11 protein-coding genes are annotated in these 21,201 nt (G+C 56.0%); 3 read left to right on the top strand and 8 right to left on the bottom strand.

All coding sequences use genetic code 11. The features are described 5' to 3' along the window. Positions 1–2: 2 nt before the first annotated feature. The 3 genes from ACGY09_RS12305 (at position 3) to ACGY09_RS12295 (ending at position 3,340) form a co-directional block, all read left to right on the top strand. A complete protein-coding gene (locus ACGY09_RS12305) occupies positions 3–1,439 on the top strand; it encodes a DUF1501 domain-containing protein (RefSeq protein WP_397571733.1) in 1,437 nt (478 codons plus the stop codon). Positions 1,440–1,878: 439 nt separating this feature from the next. Then, positions 1,879–2,793 carry a DUF1559 domain-containing protein gene (locus tag ACGY09_RS12300; RefSeq protein WP_397571732.1) on the top strand — a complete coding sequence of 305 codons (915 nt, stop codon included), beginning with the start codon at positions 1,879–1,881 and terminating at the stop codon, positions 2,791–2,793. A gap of 85 nt (positions 2,794–2,878) precedes the next feature. Beyond that, positions 2,879–3,340 carry a hypothetical protein gene (locus ACGY09_RS12295; protein WP_397571731.1) on the top strand — a complete coding sequence of 154 codons (462 nt, stop codon included), beginning with the start codon at positions 2,879–2,881 and terminating at the stop codon, positions 3,338–3,340. Between the two features lie 1,660 nt (positions 3,341–5,000). Here ACGY09_RS12295 and ACGY09_RS12290 read toward each other — a convergent pair. The 8 genes from ACGY09_RS12290 to ACGY09_RS12255 form a co-directional block, all read right to left on the bottom strand. Continuing rightward, positions 5,001–5,927 carry a sigma-70 family RNA polymerase sigma factor gene (locus ACGY09_RS12290; protein WP_397571730.1) on the bottom strand — a complete coding sequence of 309 codons (927 nt, stop codon included), beginning with the start codon at positions 5,925–5,927 and terminating at the stop codon, positions 5,001–5,003. 597 nt (positions 5,928–6,524) lie between these two features. Further along, on the bottom strand, positions 6,525–6,917 hold the full coding sequence (gene rplU, locus ACGY09_RS12285; protein WP_397571729.1) for a 50S ribosomal protein L21: 393 nt from the start codon (positions 6,915–6,917) through the stop codon (positions 6,525–6,527). Between the two features lie 94 nt (positions 6,918–7,011). Beyond that, positions 7,012–8,625, bottom strand: a complete 1,614-nt coding sequence (locus ACGY09_RS12280; protein ID WP_373649959.1) for a ribonuclease E/G — start codon at positions 8,623–8,625, stop codon at positions 7,012–7,014. A gap of 645 nt (positions 8,626–9,270) precedes the next feature. Beyond that, positions 9,271–11,022: a phosphoenolpyruvate--protein phosphotransferase gene (gene ptsP, locus ACGY09_RS12275; RefSeq protein ID WP_373649960.1), complete on the bottom strand. Its 1,752-nt coding sequence runs from the start codon at positions 11,020–11,022 to the stop codon at positions 9,271–9,273. Between the two features lie 58 nt (positions 11,023–11,080). Continuing rightward, positions 11,081–11,374 (bottom strand): HPr family phosphocarrier protein, encoded by a 294-nt coding sequence (locus tag ACGY09_RS12270; RefSeq protein WP_373649961.1) that lies wholly within the window; start codon positions 11,372–11,374, stop codon positions 11,081–11,083. Positions 11,375–11,546: 172 nt separating this feature from the next. Next, positions 11,547–12,017 carry a PTS sugar transporter subunit IIA gene (locus ACGY09_RS12265; protein WP_373649962.1) on the bottom strand — a complete coding sequence of 157 codons (471 nt, stop codon included), beginning with the start codon at positions 12,015–12,017 and terminating at the stop codon, positions 11,547–11,549. A gap of 143 nt (positions 12,018–12,160) precedes the next feature. Continuing rightward, a complete protein-coding gene (gene hpf, locus ACGY09_RS12260; protein ID WP_373649963.1) occupies positions 12,161–12,526 on the bottom strand; it encodes a ribosome hibernation-promoting factor, HPF/YfiA family in 366 nt (121 codons plus the stop codon). 1,904 nt (positions 12,527–14,430) lie between these two features. After that, complete coding sequence (locus ACGY09_RS12255; protein ID WP_397571728.1) at positions 14,431–20,694, bottom strand: beta strand repeat-containing protein; 6,264 nt, start codon at positions 20,692–20,694, stop codon at positions 14,431–14,433. Between the last annotated feature and the right edge of the window lie 507 nt (positions 20,695–21,201).

Here is a 21,201-nt window from a genome sequence, read left to right as displayed (position 1 = left end):
TCATGAGACAACCTCAAGTGCTGGAGAATGCCATGAATTTAACTCGCCGGGAACTTCTGCATCGGTCGGCCGGTGGCTTCGGAGCGATTGCGCTGGCAGCGTTGTGTAATGACGTCGATCGGGCTCAGGCATCGGTGACCTCCAACGATCCGCTGGCGCCCAAGGAAACGCATTTTCCTGCCAAGGCCCAGAATGTCATCTTCATTTTTTCGACGGGGGGGGCTTCGCACGTCGATTCATTTGACTACAAGCCGAATCTCTTCCGCGATCACGGTAAGACGATCACCATCGACAACTGGCAGGGAAAGAAGGGCGAGTTTCATCGCGTCCTGAAAAAACCCGATTGGGAATTTCGTCCTCGAGGGGAAAGTGGCGTTTACGTCAGCGACCTGTTCCCCCGGATTGGCAGCGTGATCGACGATATTTGTGTCCTGAATTCTGTGTCGGGGGACCACACCGGACACGACAAGGCCACAATGGGGATGCACACCGGGTCGTTCAACACGGCGCGTCCCAGTATCGGCTCATGGGTCAGTTACGGTCTCGGGACGGAAAATCGAAACCTCCCATCGTTTATGGTTTTCGCTGCCTCGGCACCCTATGCCGGGGCACAAACCTGGGGAAGTGACTTCCTTCCCGGTTGCCACCAGGGAACTCATGTCGTCCCGGGGGCCGAGCCGTTGCCGAATCTTGTCCGCGCGACACCGGCAGAAGAGATGCAGCGGTCGGAACTGGACATGTTGTCCCGAATCAATCGTCGCCATCTGGAGCAGCGACAGGCGGACCTCGCCCTGGACGCCCGCATCCGTTCATTCGAAACGGCTTTCGGCATGCAGCGCGAAGCGCCTGCTGCCTTCGATGTGGCGGAAGAGACGAACGGAACGCTGGATCTTTACGGTCTGAACCGCGGAGATACGACCAGCTTTGGTTGGCAGTGCCTGGTGGCGCGCCGCCTGATTGAGCGCGGTGTGCGCTTTATCGAATTGATCGATACGGGCTCTGGTTCCGGCAGCAACTGGGACTCGCATGGGGACATGGCTGCACACGGTCCGCTGGCGCGTGCGATCGATCAGCCGGTTGCAGGTCTAATCACAGACCTGAAGCGTCGCGGACTCCTGGAATCGACACTCGTCGTCTGGACAACCGAATTCGGCCGCACCCCCTACAATCTCACCGCCGAAGCCAAAGGCCGGGAGCACCACCATCAGGTCTTCTCGTCGTGGTTGGCTGGGGGTGGCGTTAAGGGAGGGATGACCTACGGGACATCGGACGAGCACGGCATTGCGGTTGCTGAAAATAAGGTCCACGTCCATGACTTCCATGCCACAATCCTGCATCTGATCGGTCTTGACCACGAACGGCTGACATACCGCCACGCCGGACGCGATTATCGATTGACGGATGTTCATGGTCGTGTGGTGAGAGAGATCATTGCATAGGCATGATAACCATGATTTAAGAAGGTGCTTAATTGACGTTTGCTAATGTGCGCAGGATTTAGGTGTTTTGTCTTGTTGTTCAGGTGTTGAGAAGCAGCTAATGAGCAATAAACCGATAGCGGAAAGGTCCTGTGTTCACTGTTCCGGCATATTAGGAGGTGCGTCTTGATATCTGCGGCAGTAACCCCTAGAATCGCATTTACTTATCTGTTTCCTCGCCCTAATCGCTTCAACAGGGCTAATATGTTCTCTCGCACCGATTCAAACGGCACTCTGCCCGAAATTTGACATTGTTTCTAACGCTTTCGAGCTTAGCGTCGAATTGACATCGTTCTATATGTTATCCTGTTGCAACGGTGTAGTGTACTGCATTGATTGCGTTCGTTCCCGTTCTTTTCTCGGTTCGTACCTGGTTCTGTACTTTTAAGAGGTTACGCACATGAAGCTACGTCGTAAAGGTTTTACACTGATCGAGCTCCTGGTCGTTATTGCGATCATCGCCGTCTTGATCGCTCTGTTGCTGCCTGCGGTTCAGCAGGCACGCGAAGCGGCTCGCCGGACACAATGTAAGAACAATTTGAAGCAGCTGGGATTGGCTCTCCATTCGTATCACGACACGTTCAGTACGTTGCCTCCTGGCGCGATTCAGGTGTTTGAAACCACGGCACGCAATGAAGCGACCTGGGTCTCGATGATTCTGCCATATATCGATCAGGCCCCCCTTTATAATCGCGCTGATTTTAATTCATGTTTCGGTTGTGTTGCTGGGGTCGGCAATCCTCCGAACGAGATTGTTTCAGTCTCGCTCCCCGGTATGACCTGTCCTTCTGATCCCAACTCAGGCAAGATGGCTTTCAACGCCTATCGCCGTGGAAACTACGTTGCTAACAGCGGAATTGGTGCATTGCGTAGCGTCACCAATCCCGATGATCCATCACGCCTCTTTCCCGGTCCGTTCACAATGAACAGCAAGCGAAGCTTCCGTGACTTCATCGACGGAACCAGTAACACCGCGCTGGTTTCGGAACTGCTGAACTCGACAGGCGACGATTTCCGAGGTGTGATGCACTATCCGGAAGGGGCTCTCTACCAGCACGATCGCAATCCCAACACGACGATTCCCGATGAGTCGCGTGCCGCGTTCTGCGTAAACGGTCTGCGATACCCCTGTATCGGAACGTCGTCCAGCTATGCCGACCGTGCATTGATTTACTCGTCTCGCAGCCAGCACATTGGTGGTGCTCACGTCACCATGGCCGACGGTGCCGTTCGATTCATCAGTGAGAACCTCAGCCTGGTGATCTGGCAGGCGATCGGAACACACAAAGGCAACGAAACGATTGGCGAGTTCTAGTCCAAGTGTTTCCGGGATTCAGCCGAGAGTCATCGTGTCGACTCTCGGCGAATATTTTGTGATCGCTCTTTCATCGGTTTTGAAAATGAAATTTCAGTTTCAGCGAAAGGCTCGAGTCGCCCTGGCTCTCGTCGCATTCGTGTCGACGACTTGGATGTACGGATGCGGAAAGTCTGGCCCGCCACGATACGAGATCTCCGGAACCGTTACCGTTGATGGAATTGCCGTTCCTTCAGGAACGATCGGTTTCTTTCCCGACGGTATTGAAGGGCCCGCTGCGGGTGGCCAGATCGCAGATGGCTTCTACAAGATCAAGGCCTCACAAGGCCCCACGTCGGGAAGTCACAAGGTTGAGATTCGAGGTTTCCGTGAATCTGGTAAGCCGGTGACCACGGGGATCGGTGGAACCACAGTTGGTCCTTCCGCAGTCTCCTCGGCGCAAAAGGTTGAAATGTACGTCCCCGATAAGTTCAACTCCAAGACGACGTTGAAGTATGAAGTTGAGCCTACGAAGAATGAGATGAACTTCGATTTGAAGACGCACTGATCGCTGCGGAGTTCGGCTTCTGCAGGTGAGTTCTCGCTCTGCTGAACGTTGGACGCCAAGTTTGTGGCTGTAACAGGCTGTGGGATTCGCTGGTTGAATCCCACAGCTTTTTTCGTTGTTATCACCATCGCGAGAAGTTCTGTGTCGGGGCGACGAAGTGTGATGTCGTTGGTATGAAATATGAATGTGAAGTGAATGTCGTGAACGATGAATGATGATGCGGGAGCAGTTGTTCGCGGCAGTTGAATTCCTCTAGGCTCCTCTTCTGCAGGTGCGTTCGCTGATCAGTGTTGGGGATCTCATGCCAGCATCTCTTCGAAGTCGCTGACAGCGAATAATTCGCCGAGGGAGGTGTCATCGCATTCGCCGTCCCAGCGTTAGTCACAAGATCTGCCGTCAAGATCGACAGCCACGTCCTCCGGTCTGCGATTCTTTAATGCGGGGGTTCATTCTGAGCGGGCTTGCATCCGCGATCCGGGTGCCGCTTGATTGGGTCGCTGTTTCCTGGGGGGACTTTCCAGAATCAATGCACCGTCCGGTGCGGTTTTGTGAGTCCCCCTTGATCGCCTAAGTGCAGTTTTTGTCAGGATGTCCATGCCCGGTGTATCTCTCATTCCGGGAAAGTCTGAAGACCAGAGCGACTTGGAGCGAAGTGTGGCTCGGGTGGCGATGCGAGCAAATGCGAGTGTGCTCATATCGAGGTGCTGCAGCGAACAGCCTGGCGAAACAGCAACTGATCAAGCTGACGTTACCGCCCAGCAGAACCATCGCGAAGCTCTCGTTGTGGGGCAGTGACGTCTGCATTGCCTCGGGGCGGGTTGCGGTCCGTCGCCTTCTTTTTTTCGGGTGAGGTCGATTTGAACTCGACCGGTTTTCATTGGAGGGGGCCACTTGGCGTTTCCGGAGAACATTTGGTGCATTTAGGCTAGCAAACCAGCCGGGTTCGTCACTTCGCAGTAGAGTCAAAGGCGATCGGCAGCAGCATTTGGCAGGGGCCGTCGACCTAAGCTTGGTTAGAAACCTGAAACGGCGTTCTATGGCCGTTTTGACTTGAGCTCGTCTGCGCGAAGCGTGAGGAAGGGCTCGAGCGTCCCACTCGCGCGCTCACTGATTCCGGTAGAATAAACCTGAAGTTTCCGCGTTTCAGGTCGCTTTCTGCTGCCATGAGAGGGTCAATTGCGCGGTCTCGAAGCGGCGATCACCTGAATTGAGACACAAATCGGGGGTTGGACAGGGTTTTGATGATGATTCGATCAAATCTGCTGCGGCCGAGCATCATTCATGGTCGCCCGTTGTTGGTGGTCTTAGAGAGTATTATGGTGGTCTTAGAGAGTATTAATAGCAATCAGAATGTGGCTTAGTGAAAGGGGGATCGTCTCAAAAGGAGATAATCGCGGCGGCCTGGTCGCGACATCTGTCTCATCGGTGTACGACAAAGGAGAGAGACGTCTTGTGACCTTGTCCGATTTCCCGGTAGGGGCGCAGAATATCCCCGTGTACGAGCGGAATGGTTTCAGGCCGACAAGAAGTAGCTCAGCGGTTTTATGGTCGCGAGCTTGGATTCGGCAGAGATCACTCCAGGGATCAGGAGCCACCCGCGTCCGTGCAAGGTGTTGTGTTCCTGTCATTGCGCCGATCCCGTCCGGCGCAGTCCCGAGCGTTATGCGAGTTTCGCGGAATACTTCACTGCGAACGTACGCAGTTTGCCCAGTGCGATCCCTTCGATTTGACGCACGCGTTCTTTGCAGATGCCCAGTTCACTCGAAAGTTCCATCAGCGTACGTGGTTCTGCTTCGTTCTTGAGTCCGAAGCGACCTTCGATCACGCGGAGTTCCCTCTCGGTCAGATGGTCTGACAGCACTAGCAACATGTGATTAATCAGCTGAGTCTCGTTCGGGGCATCGAAGTCGACTTCGCGGTGGTCAACGGCACTCGTCAAGACTTCAGGGTCCGTCACGGTAAATCGTGTGCGGTCCTTCTGTCGGCGACCAATCTTACGGAAAAAGCTCCGTCGAATGGCGTGCGTAGCGTAGGTGCTGAAACGAAAACCTCGCTGGTAGTCGAATTTCTCTACCGCTTCCATCAGGGCGAGTGTTCCGTCGCTCACCAGGTCTTCGAAGCTGTAGCTGGTAGTGCAGTACTTACCCGCATTTGCGACAACCAGCCGCATGTTGGCGCGGATGAGGTGGTCTCGTGTCTGTTGAGCTTCCGCGAGGAGCCGCTCGATCTCAGCAACCGTTCGCGCGTCAGGGTTCGACTGATCCAGTGTCGACTGTAGACGCTGGGCCGAGAACTTCAGGAAGTTCATACGGCGAAATTCATGCTGTTCTTCGGCGAACGACAGCAGTGATTCACCCAAGGCCGGGGCAAGGCATTTGAGGCTTTCGTCTGATGCCGCGTCCTTGCGTACGACGCTTCCATTCAGGGGAACGGCTTCCAGGACGTTCAGTCGAGCCTTAGCGACTAGCATTGGCTCGAATTCCGTGCTGGGGATGAATTCGATCTGCATCTTCAGGATGCGATCAGACTTCGTTCCCGGCCTTGCTGGCTCGACAACAGAGTCGTGCACTTCTTGTTTTGCAATCACGATTCACGCCTTACAAAAAATAAAAAACGGTCAAATCATTCATCGATCCGACCGCCGAATCTTAAGTTTTGAAAAAAACGTTGACAACCCCCCGCGCATCGAGCTCCTCAGGGGACGAACCCGCGAATAATGCAGCACTTCGTGGGGATTACCCGGAAAAGGCGTGTCAATTGTGAGCGTTGCGTTTACATCAGGGGTGGTGAGGAGGGTGGTGCAAATCGTTCAAATCGTGATATTCGCCTTGACATCCCCAAGGTGTAGCGGGTGTTTAAATTGTCTGACTGATTTGGCACATTTGCAAAATCGGGCGAAGTCGTCCAAAAGGTGCCTCACATCGATTTTAACTGTTGTGACGAAAATTTTATGAAAAATTAGAAGAATTTGGAAAATTGTTTTCCTCGGGTGGCATCCGACCCGAACACGACATGGCTGAGTGGCATGTTTCCCTATCCATCTAGTCATGCAGGCATCCCCCCCCCCCCCACCAGCGTCATTCTCAATGGAAATGCTGGTTAGCAGGGGTATAAATGAAAAACGCGGAGCGATTGCTCGCTCCGCGTTCTGGTTCATATCGATTGGCAGTCAGTTGCGTCCGGATCAGGAAGCGACTGTGCTCTTTTCCGCTGACTTGGCTTCTTCACCGCTGGCAGCTCGTTCGACAACCTGGAGGTTGGGGACCGAGATGTTGGTGATCTTCACGCGGGTGTATTTCTGGCGATGGCCAGTGTGTCGCCGGGAAGCGTTACGGCGGTGGAAGGTCTGAATTTCGAGTTTCAGGCCTTTCAGTTCTGCGGTAACGACTTCTGCGGTGACCGACGCACCGGAGATGACAGGCTGTCCAACGACGCTGGCTCCGCCGCCATTGGCTAGCAGAACCTTGTCAAACGTAATTGTTTGCCCATCTTCCACATCGCTTCGGTAATCAACGGCGAGGACATCGCCCGTCTGGACGCGAAATTGGCGACTTCCGTCTTCAAAAACTGCGAACATAGCATCCGACCTTGAAAGCTTTCTTCCCCGTGTCGGGGCAAACAATTGACGTACCAACTCTGGCGACCCAGAGGGGGAGGGAAAGAATACCGGTTTAGCTCTTCGATTTCGAGTCTGACTGGGTCAAAATTCTCACTTCCGTCCCGGTCGCATTGGAACAGTGGAACTTAAGGTGCTCAGGGCCGACCCCTGTTTTGGCATCAACGGTGATCGAAACGTCGTACGTCTCTTCGAGTTGCGTAATATCTTTGCGTTTCCGGTTGTTCAGAAAGGCGGCGACGCGTTCGTGTGCTTCGACTGTCACTTTCGAAACATCGTCACGATTGGCGTGTGACATCAGTAATCTCATGACGTCGATTGCCATGCTTTCGGCCGTTTTGACCTGTGCTGTTCCCGAGCAGCAGGGGCAATCTTCATAGACAGAACGGCGAAGCGAAGGTCGAATTCGCTGCCTGGTCATCTCGATCAGGCCGAACGGGCTGATGTGCAGGATCTTGGTTCGGGCCCGGTCTCGCTTGACGGCGTTGTGCAGGGCTCGTTCGACCCCGCGTCGGTGCCGTTCTTCCCGCATATCGATAAAGTCGTTGACAATCACGCCGCCGAGATCGCGAAGCCGGATCTGGCGACTGATTTCTTCTGCCGCTCGCAGGTTGACCTGGTAGGCGTTCTCTTCCGCGTCGTCGTCCATGCGGAAGTTTCCGCTGTTAACGTCAATGGCAACAAGAGCTTCCGTCTGGTCGATGACGATCGATCCCCCGCCCTTGAGTGGAACATGCCGACTCTGGATGCGGGTGATTTCCTGCTCGATATCGTACTGCTGGAAGATCGGCTCTTTGCCGTCGTACAGTTTGACTCGGTCGACGTGTCGTGGGAGGACGATTTTCATGAACTCGCACGCCCGTTCGTAAGCGCGGGGTTCGTCGATCCAGATCGCGTCGATTTCAGAGGTGTAGATATCCCGGATTGTCCGGGTGATCATGTCACTCTCTTCATAGATATCGACGGGAGCCGGGAATTTTTTGACGCGGCTGACGATGACTTTCCACAGTCGCAGCAGGTAGTTCAGGTCGCGCTGGAGGTCCGCCTGTGAGCGATCAACACCGGCTGTGCGGATGATGAAGCCCAGTCCTTCGGGGGGGCTCAGGTCGCGGAGAATCCGCTTCAGTCGCTTCCGTGCATCGTCATCGGCGATCTTCCGGCTGACGCCGACTCGCTGTAACCCAGGCATCAGAACGAGGTAACGTCCTGGGATACTGACATAGGTCGAGAGTGTGGGACCCTTGGATCCGATGGCACCCTTGATGACCTGAACGAGGACTTCGCTTCCCCGCTTGAGGATATCCTGAATCGGGGGTTTGTTGCGGACGCTTCGTTCGTTGAATTTGCCACGGGGCTGTCGTGAGGGCCGGCCTTCGTCGTCGTCGTCGTCGCCACCCAGGTCTTCGCCCTCTTTCTCGTCGACCAGATGCTTATAGTACTGGTATTCGACATCGCTGACGTGCAGAAATCCATTGCGTCCTACGCCGAAGTCGACGAAGGCTGCCTGGATGCTGGGTTCGATATTGACGACCCGCCCCTTGTAGATATTTCCGACGTAGTTTTCGAGGCTGTTTCGTTCAACGTAAAGTTCTTGCAGGATGCCATCTTCAACGATGGCAATCCGACTTTCCTCCGGTTGGAGGACATTCATCAGCATTTCTTTTTTCATGACTCACCCTTATCCAGGAATGAGTGCGCTGTGCGCGTTGCAAACTTGTTGAAATGACGGCGAGTCGAGTCCCCGGATGGCTGCCTTGTGAGCGATTCTCACAGGCCAGAGAAGTCTGAATTGAGAGACTTCGGGACAAGAATGGTACGAACAAGTTCAAAAACGACGCACTGTGCCCAGATGTGCAAACCAAACCAAACGGATGATTCGCTTGCTCAATGTCTACCGAACCGGGGTCGGCCTGAACAGTCGATGACGACCGGGAAATCTTTTGATGCGGGGCGGGACCGCGCACGGTGAGAGATTCGACGTGCGTTGTGGTCGTAACCTGTTTGTGATTTCCCCGTTCCCAGACAGCTCCTCCAGCAGGTGGCGGGCTGTAATGACGGTCGTACTGGTCTATCGGCGGCCGGCCTGGTGCGCACTGACCTGCTGACTGCCCGGGGCAGCCAAATCCTTGGTCATCGTTCCAACATTGCGATGCTCGATCAATCGGCAGTCGGTTGTCGGCACCTGGGTCGCACTTGCGCACTCGAAATGATTCCAATCCAATGTGTTTCGTCGCGGTCACACGACCGCGGCAACCTTACGGTTTATGCAGGCGACATGAGCATGGCGAGCCATCGTAAAGGTGGCATTCGCGGTTCAGTCCAACTGCACCAAATCGGGACAGAGTCGCCTCAGTTCCCCTCCAAGATAATTCTCGACATCACGAGCGACCTCAAATGTTTCGGCTCGTTTAGCGATGTTCTCCGCTTTCGAGATCGTCAGACTACGAATAACCTCCTTCAGTTCAGGTATCGCGTGAGGTGTTACACTAAATTGTCGAATTCCCATCCCGATCAGCAGCGGCAGGAACAGAGCATCAGAGCTCATCTGTCCGCACACGGAAACGGGAATGTTGTACTTCACTGCCGCATTTACAACGTTGCGGATCATCCGCAAAATTGAGGGATCGCCCGAACGATAGAGGTTTGCCACTGCCTGGTCCGCTCGATCCACCGCAAGAGTGTACTGGATCAGATCGTTGGTCCCAAGCGAGAAGAAGCCGACTTCCTGAGCGAATTCCTCGGCCATGATGGCCGCTGACGGCACCTCGACCATCATTCCGACAGAAACATCTCGCCGGAACGGAATTCCTTGTTCCTCAAGATCTTCCGCAACATCGCTCAGGACCATCTTGGCCTGGCGGAACTCCAGCAGTGTAGAGATCAGAGGGAACATGATCCGCAGGTCACCGTAGAGGGCTGCCCGCAGTGCGGCTCGCAGTTGCGTTTTGAAAAGCTGCAGGTGTTGCAGGCTGAGTCGGATGCTCCGCACACTCAAGGCCGGGTTGACGCTATCGGGGTACTTTGCCCGGAGCGCCCCGGGCATCTTGTCCGATCCCAGGTCGAGCGTGCGGATTGTCACGGGGCGGTTTGGAAAGGCTTTCAGAACCTGACAATAGGCCTGATAGTGGTCTTCTTCCGTCGGTTCCCGGTTGGATTCCAGATACAGAAACTCGGTGCGATAAAGACCAATCCCGGCCGCCCCTTTTTCCTTGCAGGGCTCGGCTTCCTGAGGGAACTCAATATTCCCCAGCAGCGTGATCGTGACACCGTCCTGGGTCTCGCAAGGGAGCTTGCTGAGTGATTTCAGGCGGCGTTCCTGACTGCGGTACCGCTCTTCCGAGCTGCGGTACTTGATCAACGTCTCTTCATCGGGGTCGATGATGACCAGGCCATGGCTGCCATCGATGATGATCGTTTCTGAGCCGGTGACATCCGACAGGAATTTTCCAATCCCGACGACCGCGGGGATTTCCATCGCTCCTGCAAGGATGGCGGTATGGCTCGTGTGTCCACCGACTTCTGTCGCAAAGCCCAGGACGAGCTTGCGGTCGAGATTGGCTGTTTCACTGGGGGTGAGATTGTTCGCCAGAAGCAGGACGGGCTCGGTCAGGTGCCCCAGTTCTTCGCGACGTTCCCCCAGGAGATGTCGCAAAATGCGCTTCTCAAGGTCAAAGATGTCGACAGATCGCTCAGCCAGGTACTGCCCCCCCAGATTCTGCAGTTGCTTGGCGTACTGGCCCAGGACCTGGCTGACGGCGTACTCGGGAGACTGCTTCTGTTTGATGCGGTTTTCGACCTGTTCCAGCAGTTGCGGGTCGCGGACCAGCATGAGGTGGGCAGAGAAGATGGCGGCATACTGCTCGCCCAGTCGCTCCCGGGCCAGCTTCTCATTGGTGGAAATTTCGCGACAAACCGCTTCCAGAGCCGCGTGGAACCGAGTCAGTTCGAATCCGACGGCACTCGCCGAGAGATAGCGGTGGGGAATACGAAAATTCTCGGAGCCCAGCACCATGGCCGGCCCAATCGCGACACCGGGCGAAACTGCTATGCCGCGTTTGATCTGCATGAAGACAACAATCTACAGGAAACGTCGCCGGAGTATTGGATCAGTACTAAGTCGAGCATTAATGAGATTGATTCGGCGTCTGGAAGCCACGGCTGAACAATTCTGACACTTCAGACAAAACATCGACGGCGTCCGGGCCGCTCGCTTCCAGTTCCAGGTCGGTCCCCTGCTCGGCCGCGAGCGCCAACAGCTCCAGCAGGCTTTTGGCATCGGCGCGGGTGGATCCCCGGGTGATGATCATGGAGCTTTGGTGTTGCTGTACGGCGAGCGCGATCAACTGGCAGGGGCGAAAATGCAATCCCTGCTCGTTGACAACAGTCACTTTTCGGCGATGTACGGTAGGCTCAGACATGATGAAGAGTCATCACGTGGATGTTTATGGTGCAAATACACAGTTGAGATGCGGCGAAATTTAGCGAAATCGGGCCCGTCTCGGCCGTGATCATGACAGATGTTATGAAAAATCGCCAACGTCGCCGCAAGATGAGGCGGTCTGCTCGGGACGAGACGACCGCCGTCAGCGGCTAGATCTCGTTGTTGTCCGCTTCCATGAGCAGTTCCCAAATGTCTTCACTGGTCTTGGACTGGCGAAGGAATTTGCAGAAGTGGTCGTTGCGAAGGTGACGTGAGATGTTTTCGAGCCCACGCAGGTGGTCGCCGGGGCGATCAGGGGGCGAGACCAGCAGGAACACGATGTAGACGGGTTCTCCATCGAGGCTGGCAAAGTCCACGCCGTCTTTGGCCAGAGCGACCGCCGCGATCAGCTTGTCGGTCGAACCATGCTTGGTGTGCGGGACGGCCACGCCGCGGCCGATGCCGGTGGAGCCGAGCTCTTCTCGCTTCAAAATTGCGGCGACGATGTTCTCTTCGTCTTCAGCCTTGATGCTGCCCGCTTTCTGCAGGCTCGACACCATTGCCCGAATGGCGGTCTCTTTCGTCCCTGCTGGAAGCTCCGGGACGATAGCGCCCGGAACAACGAAGTCACACAACTTCATGAAATTTCCCCTTTCGGCTGATCGCCGATCTGTCTCGGTGTTCGGTTTCTGCTGCGACCGCGATCGAGGCATTCTACGAACGCAGTTATCTGCTTCCGGTCCTGGAAACAATCACCATCCTGGAGTCACAGGCATTGCCGCGGCTATTCATCGCCTTCGGAATTGCGCTTTTCCGCAGCTTCCGCGATTTCATTCAACGCCGGGTCACGGCGATGGTCTTGAATCTTCTCTTTGTACTTACGGACTTGCTGTTCCATCTTATGCAATGCCGCGTCGAAAACCGCAATGACATTCTCGCCTGTTTCGCCCAGATGACTCGCCACGAGGTCATGGCGGTGTTCGGCGTCAACAAGGATTTCAGCGTTCACGCGATCGTTATTGAAATCGATTGTGACGTTAATAGCCGTCACGCGATCGAAGAACGTCAGCAGTTTTTCTGCTTTCCGCGCAATATGTTCGTGTGCGCTGGGACTGAGAGACCCGTGTCTGCTGGTAATGGCGACTTGCACCGAAACCTACTCTTTCTTAAAAAACTCACTCAGCGGTAGTACGTCGCGTAAAGTGACCCAGGGGAGGAGCTTCCCTCGGCACCGATCGGCGATTGTATTCATCAGGAATGCTGCGTCAATCACCGGAGTCGTACGCGTTCTGATTGGTGCTGCCCAATCACGTGTTCACCGCCAGGTTCGATCCTCTGCGACCTGTCTGGCTTGTTCAATCGTGACAACGAGCCAAAGTGTAGCACCCCAGCGCCCGAAGGAAAACTGCACAGTTTGCCATCTGACATTTGTCAGTCATCCCTGCGGGAAGGCGTCCCTGCTCTGAACTGAGCATTAATCCTCATCAGCCGCAGAATACGCACGACGGCGCGTGTTCTCACCTGCTCTCGGCAAAGTGAACCTGTTACTCACCCAAATCGCCTCGGCGAGTGAAACTCAACGCCATCCCGAAAGTTCGTGAGCGGTGCGGCGACCCGTCATCGTCTGCACAATGAGGATGTTTCTGGCGGATCTCACTGAAAATCGATCTTGAGGGATGCTGCCCGTCGATCGCGCGAAGCAGGGAGGTCGTCCGTACGAGGTAACGGAATGGAGGCGACTGGTGGATCTTGCGTCACTGTCAAAGAGGCCGCGGTGGGCTGGCCCGTTTTTCCTCTCGGGGTTGAGGGTGTGACTGGATCTGACACGAATTGGGTGGAGACGGGCTGCGAAGAGTGCTTTTTTGAGTCGGATGCGTGATTGGTCGCGGAGTTCTGGAACGCGACCTTCACGGAGACTTCGTCGCGAGACGACCGTGAAATTGACTTATAAGAGGGCGCTGTGTCTTTGCGTTTCCGCTCTTTCAGCTCCAGTCCGAAGAACGGAACGCGCGAATTACTATCAATCGCGAAGCTCTTTCCACCGACCGTACAACCGCTCACAGGTACGGCGAGAGCCAGCATCATGCAGGCAGTCAGCGCAAAACGATGATTAGCGGCCTTCATGGCACGCCCCTTCGAAGGACAACATCAATTAGAGGAGTGATGACGGGGTAATTATCAGGAAGTCGAATTTGTGCAAAGACGAGTTTCCGTCTGGGGGCCAGCAACTCGCACGATTCCTTCCGTCTGGGCAAGGTGAGGGTGCCGTCGTTCGATGAATCGGGAGATGCTGTGCGGAGAAAAAAACTGTTGAGCAAGTTGAACGAGTTGAGCAAGATCCCTGTTTTGTAGAGTCTGGCGAGGGTTTTGAAGTTGCTCAAAATGAGCAGGTTGAGCAACTTCGAATTGCCCGTTGCCAGATACTTCGAATCTCCCTGAGCTTCCCGCTCCTTCTCGATCCGGGCGCTGCCAGCACGTTTCGATTGCTGGCGGGCCATCTGAAGGAGTCGGATTCAGTGTCGGGGTGCCTTGCCTTCGTCGATTTGCAGGCAGCGACCAGCCCGGGGTTCGGCGGATGTCAGACAAAGGAAAGCTTTACCCTGCCGTTCTGAAAAGCTGCTGCGATCGGGTTCTTCCGTTCCATGAATTGAAAATATCACAACTAGCGACAAGTGTCAATATCGCAATTCGGACTGCGGCGACGTACCGGCCGATCTGTCCGGGCAGGCCGACAAGGCCGATAAACGGACCGAATGACAAGCACAAACGTCCCCTGTCACTTGACGATCAGTAGCGTGGCCGTGCGCAAATGGCGTGCGGAACAGTGTTGGCGGTGCTCCGGAATGCAGTCGCCGCAACGCACTGGAATTCATGCCGAGTTTGCTTGGCCGGGTGCTGACAGACTGAATTGAATCTTGTGGATGTTCTACGGCGCCGTTGGAGAAACCTCTTGCGGCTGACGCCGCCACGGTAGCCGCAGGGACGCGTCAACCGTGGCTATCCCTGCGATTGCTGAGTGGGTGTTGATCTGTTTTGTGGAACTTGAGTTTCCTCTTAGGCCAGCAGTTTGATTGTTCTCGTGATCGGGATGCTCAGCGCTGGGACGAGCGAGTCGTCGCTGGCGATCATCGTAAGAACGCGATCGGTCGTGCTGATGTTGGAGCCTGTGGAACTGAAGGTGACGGTTCTCAGCGCTTTACGATAGTCCCCGACGTAGGCTGTGCCAGAGAGTGTGAGCGTCCCCGTGGCGGTATCGAACGAACCGGTGATGCCGAACTGGCTGGTGAAGGAGAGGAGATCCTTTCCGTTGGCATCGTTCTGGTAGCCGGATGTGATCTGGACAGTCAGCTTCGTCAGATTGTGGCTGTCGGGATCGCTGGCCAGGACGGTGTCGGAAATGGTTTTGGGCGGGTCATTCGGCTTGTAAGTCAGAGGTGCCGATTCGATTCCGCCGAGCCAGGGTCGGTGGTTGACTGCTGCGATCGTTCGTGTGACCGGTGCGCTACTGGCCGGTGTGGGGGATTTGTTGTCGGTCGCGATGATCGTGATGACCCGATCGGCCGTGGTGACGTTGGCTCCGGTGGAACTGTAGGTGACCGACCGGAGTGCGGTTCGATAGCTGGCGGCATCGGCTTCACCGGTGAGTGTCAGCGTTCCGGTGGCAGAGTTAAACGAACCTGTGATTCCCAGCTTGTCGGTAAACGAGAGGAAATCCTGTCCGTCGGCGTTGTTCTGGTACCCGGAGGTGATCTGGAGGGTGACCTTGGACAGCTTGGCGCTGTCGGAGTCGGTGACGTCAATCGTGCTGGAAATCGCCGTGGCGGGTGCATTCGCGGAGTACACCAGATTTGCTGTTTCCAGTCCCGAGATGACCGGCGGGAAGTTGAAAACGATTGTCCGGTTAATCGGCAGGCTGAGTGCGGGATTGGGTGAACCTTCATCGGTGGCGATGATGGTCAGAACACGGTTTGCCGCACTGACGTTGGACCCTGCGGAACTGAAGGTGACAGTTCTCAGCGCTTTGCGGTAGTCCCCGACGTACGCGGTTCCGGAGAGAGTGAGTGTCCCCGTGGCGGCATCGAACGAACCGGTGATGCCGAACTGGCTGGTGAAGGAGAGGAGATCCTTCCCGTTGGCATCGTTCTGGTAGCCCGAGGTGATCTGGACGGTCAGCTTCGTCAGGTTGTGACTGTCGGGATCGCTGGCCAGGACGGTGTCGGAAATGGTTTTGGGCGGATCATTCGGCTTGTAAGTCAGAGGTGCCGATTCGATTCCGCCGAGCCAGGGTCGGTGGTTGGCTGCCGTGATGTTTCGTGTGACCGGTGCGCTACTGGCTGGTGTGGGGGCTTTATCGTCGGTGGCGATGATCGTGAGGACCCGATTGGCCGTGGTGACGTTGGCTCCGGTGGAGCTATAGGTGACCGACCGTAGTGCATCCCGATAGCTGGCCGCAGTGGCACTGCCGGACAGTGTCAGCGTTCCGGTGGCAGGGTTAAACGAACCTGTGATTCCCAACTTGTCGGTGAACGAGAGCAGATCCTGTCCGTCGGCGTTGTTCTGGTACCCGGAGGTGATCTGGACAGTGACTTTCGAGAGGAGTGTGCTGTCGGCATCACTGAGGTCGATGGTGCTCGAGATCACTGTCGCGGGCGTGTTCGCAGCGTAGGTGAGGTTTGCCGATTCCAGGCCCGTGATGACCGGTGCAAAGTTGAATACGACGGTTCGCGTAACTGGCTGGCTGAGGGCGGGATTGGGTGAACCGTCATCGGTAGCGATGATGGTCAGAACACGATTTGCCGAACTGACATTAGATCCTGTGGAACTGAAGGTGACGGTCCGGAGCGCTTTGCGATAGTCCCCGACGTAGGCTGTTCCGGAGAGTGTGAGCGTCCCCGTGGCCGCGTCGAATGTGCCTGTGATGCCAAACTGATTGGTGAAGGAAAGGACATCCTTTCCGTTCGCATCGTTCTGGTAGCCGGACGTAATCTGGACGGTCAGCTTCGTCAGGTTTTGGCTGTTGGGGTCACTCGCCAGGACAGTCTCCGAAATGACTTTCGGTGGATCATTCGGTTTATAGGAGAGTGGTGTCGATTCGATTCCACCCAGCCAGGGGGATGGATTGACGCCTGGAATTGCGAGGACGGTCATCTTCATCAGATGCTCTGTCAGACCAAGATTCACACCCCCGTTTTCGGTGGAACCATCATCCTGGACCTTGAAGGCGAATTGGGAATAGCTTGCTCCAACGGCATTCAGCGCCGGGGTGAAGACGAGCTTGCCCGCGCTGATGTCAGCGACAGAGACGAACAGGTTCTGAGAAACGGCGATACCGTTATAGGTTAATGTTCCCGCCGTCGGCAGAGAGGTGATCTGGACTGCTGAGAAGTTGTGAGACGGGTTGTCATTTGGATCTGAGAACCCAAAATCCGCTACAGCAAATGGGTAGGAGGTGTTCCTGTTGATCGCGATCGTGTTGGCTGCCCCCGTGGGTGGCTGGGAGACCTGGAGGGAGGTGACTTGAAAGTCCGTGCTGCTGTAACCCGTCCCGGCATCGCTGCGAACGGCGATCTTTCCGGTGGAAGCTCCCTGTGGCAGGGTGACTTTCACGGTGTTTGCGTCGACCACGATAATGCTGCTGGCGGCTGCGGGGATACCATTAAAGGTGATCGATTCGACCACGGGTACAAAATTGGTGCTCCCCACCAGAGTGTAACCGAATTGGGCTCCGGTGATGGTGATCTGTGTTCCCGGTGCGCCGCTGCTCTGCGAAACCTGGGTGATCACAGGAAGCAGGGTATTGAAGCCGGTCAGTGTGAACGTGGTATTGGGTGGCCCGTCCGTTGAGGGGACTGTGCCGGCGGGGCGGCTCACGAAGACCGCGCCATAGCCCTCCGGGTACGAGGGATCGCTCACACTGTTCTGGTAGGCCACGACGCGCGTTCCTGCGGGCAGGCTGTTGTCACTGGCGGTGACAAGCGCACCGGTGGTGTTCTGGTCTGCGGCGACGAGCAGTGGAATGAGACTCGTGGGGAGTTTAATGACCGTGACGGGGGTGCGATCCGTGTTGCCCGGAATCAGGAATCCCTCTTCGCGCATCTTGGCGAAGGCTACGGAGGTGTTATCGATCTGTCCCTCGCCTACGAGTGTCCCGTAGGGGGCTCCTGACGTGTAGTAATTCAGGTTGTTTAGCTTTTGCGTCGTTCCCGGTGCGGTTGCGGCAGTGCTTCCGTAGGCAATCTGCAGGTTCGATCCCAGGCTCCCAACATCTGCGGTGTCGTCGTCAACCGAGAAGCCATAGCCATTCATCCCCAGCACACGGTGGACGAAGAAGACATACGGATTGAGGTTAAAGACGTTGGATGTGGTCTGTGTCTCGTTGACCAGAGCGCCCGGCAGAACTTTGGACGGATCCGGGTACCACTGTGATGTGGAGCGTGGGTCCTGGATGGTGCCGAACTCCGGGAATTGCTGGAAATCCGAGACGCCGCGCATGATGGATTTGAGCGCGTCTCGTAACTGATCCTGACGCAGGACGGGGACCAGTGAATTACCAGCGAATGAACCAATGTTGCAGCCAATGCAATAGCTGAGCAACTGAGCTGAGAGGCTCAACTTGGCACCCGAGGGGGGGATCTTGCTGAATCCGGACATCACATCGTAGACCGTCTGGGCAAACTCGAGGGGGTTTTCTCCGTAGGGGGCGGTGAATGTGTTATCGAATGTCAACTTATTTGCGGGGTCACCGAATGCGGGTGCGTCACTGGATCGGACGATCGGCAGCGGTGCGCTGAACGTATAGGTGCCGGTTGCGGAGGTCAGGACGGCGTTACTGAGTTGGACAGACGTCGCCGAAAGAATTTTGGTGATGGTGGTGTTGGAAATCGTCAGATTGGCTGTTGCGCCCGATCCTTGTCCCCCCGTGAAGCTGACGATGCCAGCGGGAATCTGAGAATAGGATCCGCTCTGAATGACCTGGATCGCTGTCAGCGCGCCGGCGCTATTGACGCCAAGGACCTTAATCTGCGCCGCGCCGAAGGGGGCGATGGTCGCGCCGCCGGAAACCGTCAGGATGTCGCCGACCTGATAGCCTGTTCCGCCATGGTGGACCTGTGCGTCGCTCACGCGATTCAGGGCAATGTTCGGCCCCGAGACGACGCTGCCGACTCGCAGCTGGCTGGTATCACTGAGGTCGGAAAGGATCAGTGCTTTTTCATCCAGCAGCGAGTTGGTCCCGGTCGTCTTGCCAGACAGGGAGACGGTCGTGGCATCAACATTCTGCACATAGTAATCGGCCCAGGCGTACCACAGGTTGATCAGCTTTTGGGCGACGTAGGAGGCGGGGCTTCCGGCGAAGACGTACGGCGATCCCGCCGATCCAGTTCCTGCGGCAGGAACAAATGGATTCTGGTTCGCGTCGACAAGCGTGACTTCATTGAGGCCGTTGATCGACTGGATGACGGCATACCCGGTAATGCCTGGACCGGTGACCAGCATTCCCGGGCTGAGGAACTGGACCGCTTCGGGATCCAGCCCGGTGATTCGTGGTTGGGTGCCGTCGGTGGCTCCGGTGCTCGAATTCCATCGCGACCCGAGGAACGTCAGTGCGAAGGTCCCCCCGCTGTTACCGGAGTTATCGAAGTAGGCTGGGGTACTGAGTGTCACCGAGTTATTCGCGAGATTAATACTTTCGATGTAGGTTCCCGCACTGAAGTAATTTCCCTGTGCTCCGGGGCCGCTGCCCGAGTCCAGGATGATCATTCCTTTCGCAAGTTGCTTCACGACCGAAGGATCGAGTCCTGTGACTACGTTACTGCCGACCGTGACGACTCCGTTGCCGTTGATGTTTCCTGTCGCGACACGGTTAATGGTGCCGCCACTGACGAGCTTGAAGTGCTGGAACTGTGCCGTGTTGTAGGTAGATTCGCTGTCCGCGAGAGCGGAATCTGCGAAGACGTTGAATCCGCCGGGCAGCAGGCTGAAATCAGAAAGGCTGCCGGGGAAGACGTATTGGTCGTATCCCTTACCGCCAAAGTAATCCCCGAGCAGGCTGTTGGGTGTCCCCGGGATCGTTTGCGTGAACTGGGCAATCAACTGCTGCATCTGCGGGACACTTAAGTCCGCGCCAATCCCGGCGTAAGGTTTGGGGCCGAGTTCCGGATTTGTCTTGGGGAACCCGTCGGTCGTTTCCATCATGGCGGGCAGGCCAAGCTGATCCACGTACGACACGTCATAATTCAGAATCGGATTCACCAACTCGGACTGGGGCATGTTGGGAGCCCAGTTGACCTGCATCTCGTCACGAATCGTGAACTCGGTCAACTGGCCAGGGGTGTCATTCGCGAATCCCTTGGGGCCACCGATCAGCACGTTTGAGTCGTGATACCAGAGCACGCGTCCGTTGGAATTGGCAATGCCTGTCGCAGGGTCAGGAAAGGTGGCACTGTAGGCGGCACCCGGTGCGGGCATATAAGCTTTGGCCGAGAAATTATATTGCCAGGGGTCGGCAGATTGGATGGGGTTGCCGGGGTCGGACGCAGACTCCAGCGGATCCGAACCATTGGTGGCCATGAAAATTCGGGCGCCATCCCAGAACACGAGCGGGAGCTGGATCGTTACCTGACTGTAAGGCTGAAGTCCCGCAATGACTTCGTTGGGGTTATTGGGATTAACCTCGCCAATGTAACCTCGGAAGCCCTGATTGAAGGGGTCGAGCGGATCGTACTGCGAGGTGGGTTTCGTATACGATCCTGCGGTACTGATTGTCGCTGTCGCCGCCGCATTTCTCCCTTTGTTGCCATTGGCACTATCATCAAAGGTAATCGTTGGTGCTGATGTATAGCCCGAACCGATGGGCAGATTTCCCAGTCCCAGCGTCAGCGCGTAGACTTGCCCTTCGGCGTTGACGGAGGCCCGAGCGAACGCACCCGAACCGCTGCCCCCCTCGAATTTAACAAGGGGCGGATTCGCCGGGTCATATCCACTGCCTCCGTTGGTCAGTTCAATCCGGACGACCTGACCTGCCGTGTTATCCATCGTCGAATTCGCGCCGATAAAAATCGGATAGACGACATCCGGACTGTTGTTCATGATCGTCACGTACTTCACCGGAATGTCTGCCGGGATCTCTGGCGCGAGGGTATAGAGTACCTCATGCAGGTTGTTGGCGGTGTTCGTAAGTACGGGAGTGAAAGACAGCAGAATTCTGTCTTCCAGCAGCATGATGTGGCAGGCGAATGCCAGCTTCTGTCGGCCTCTGCGGGTTTTGCTGCGAACGGTGTGACGAGGACGGAACGCAGCTAACCACTTGGAAATCAGCATCGGAGGCACTCTTGCTGGGGAAGGATGTTCGATCGCGGTCATGCTGGCAGTCGTTGCCGAGATCATCTGATCGAGTCGCTGTATGGGCCAGATGACTGCGCAGTTCTGAGAAGCAGGGTAAGATTTCATCTTTGTCGACACGTTGACGTGTGTCAATCAAAAAGAGAAGAGTGTCAACTGTGGAACGAGGCAGGTGACACACCTGGCGCGTACGGTGGGCGGACGGGAGCCTGAGACGTGTCTTGCAGTCACGTCCGCCTGTCATCCTGGTGGACGCGGGTGCCAGGAGCATGCTCTGTCGGGTTAGTGAAGGGATTGCCGACGTGTTTCCAGCAGGTCGTGCTCTGGACCCGAGTGACACGATTGAATGTCGTCTCATCTCTCGGATGGATCATGGGAGTGCGACGATCCTCCTTCGAGCGTCTGCAAGAGATCGTTGGTTGTCTCAGGGTGCTCATTCGTTGCAGCTGAGAGGGAGGCTCATCACGCGGGTCGTGGCGAGCCTCC

The organism is Schlesneria sphaerica, assembly GCF_044336245.1.
GTDB lineage: Bacteria > Planctomycetota > Planctomycetia > Planctomycetales > Planctomycetaceae > Schlesneria > Schlesneria sphaerica.
This window is presented reverse-complemented; position numbering and strand designations above follow the sequence as displayed.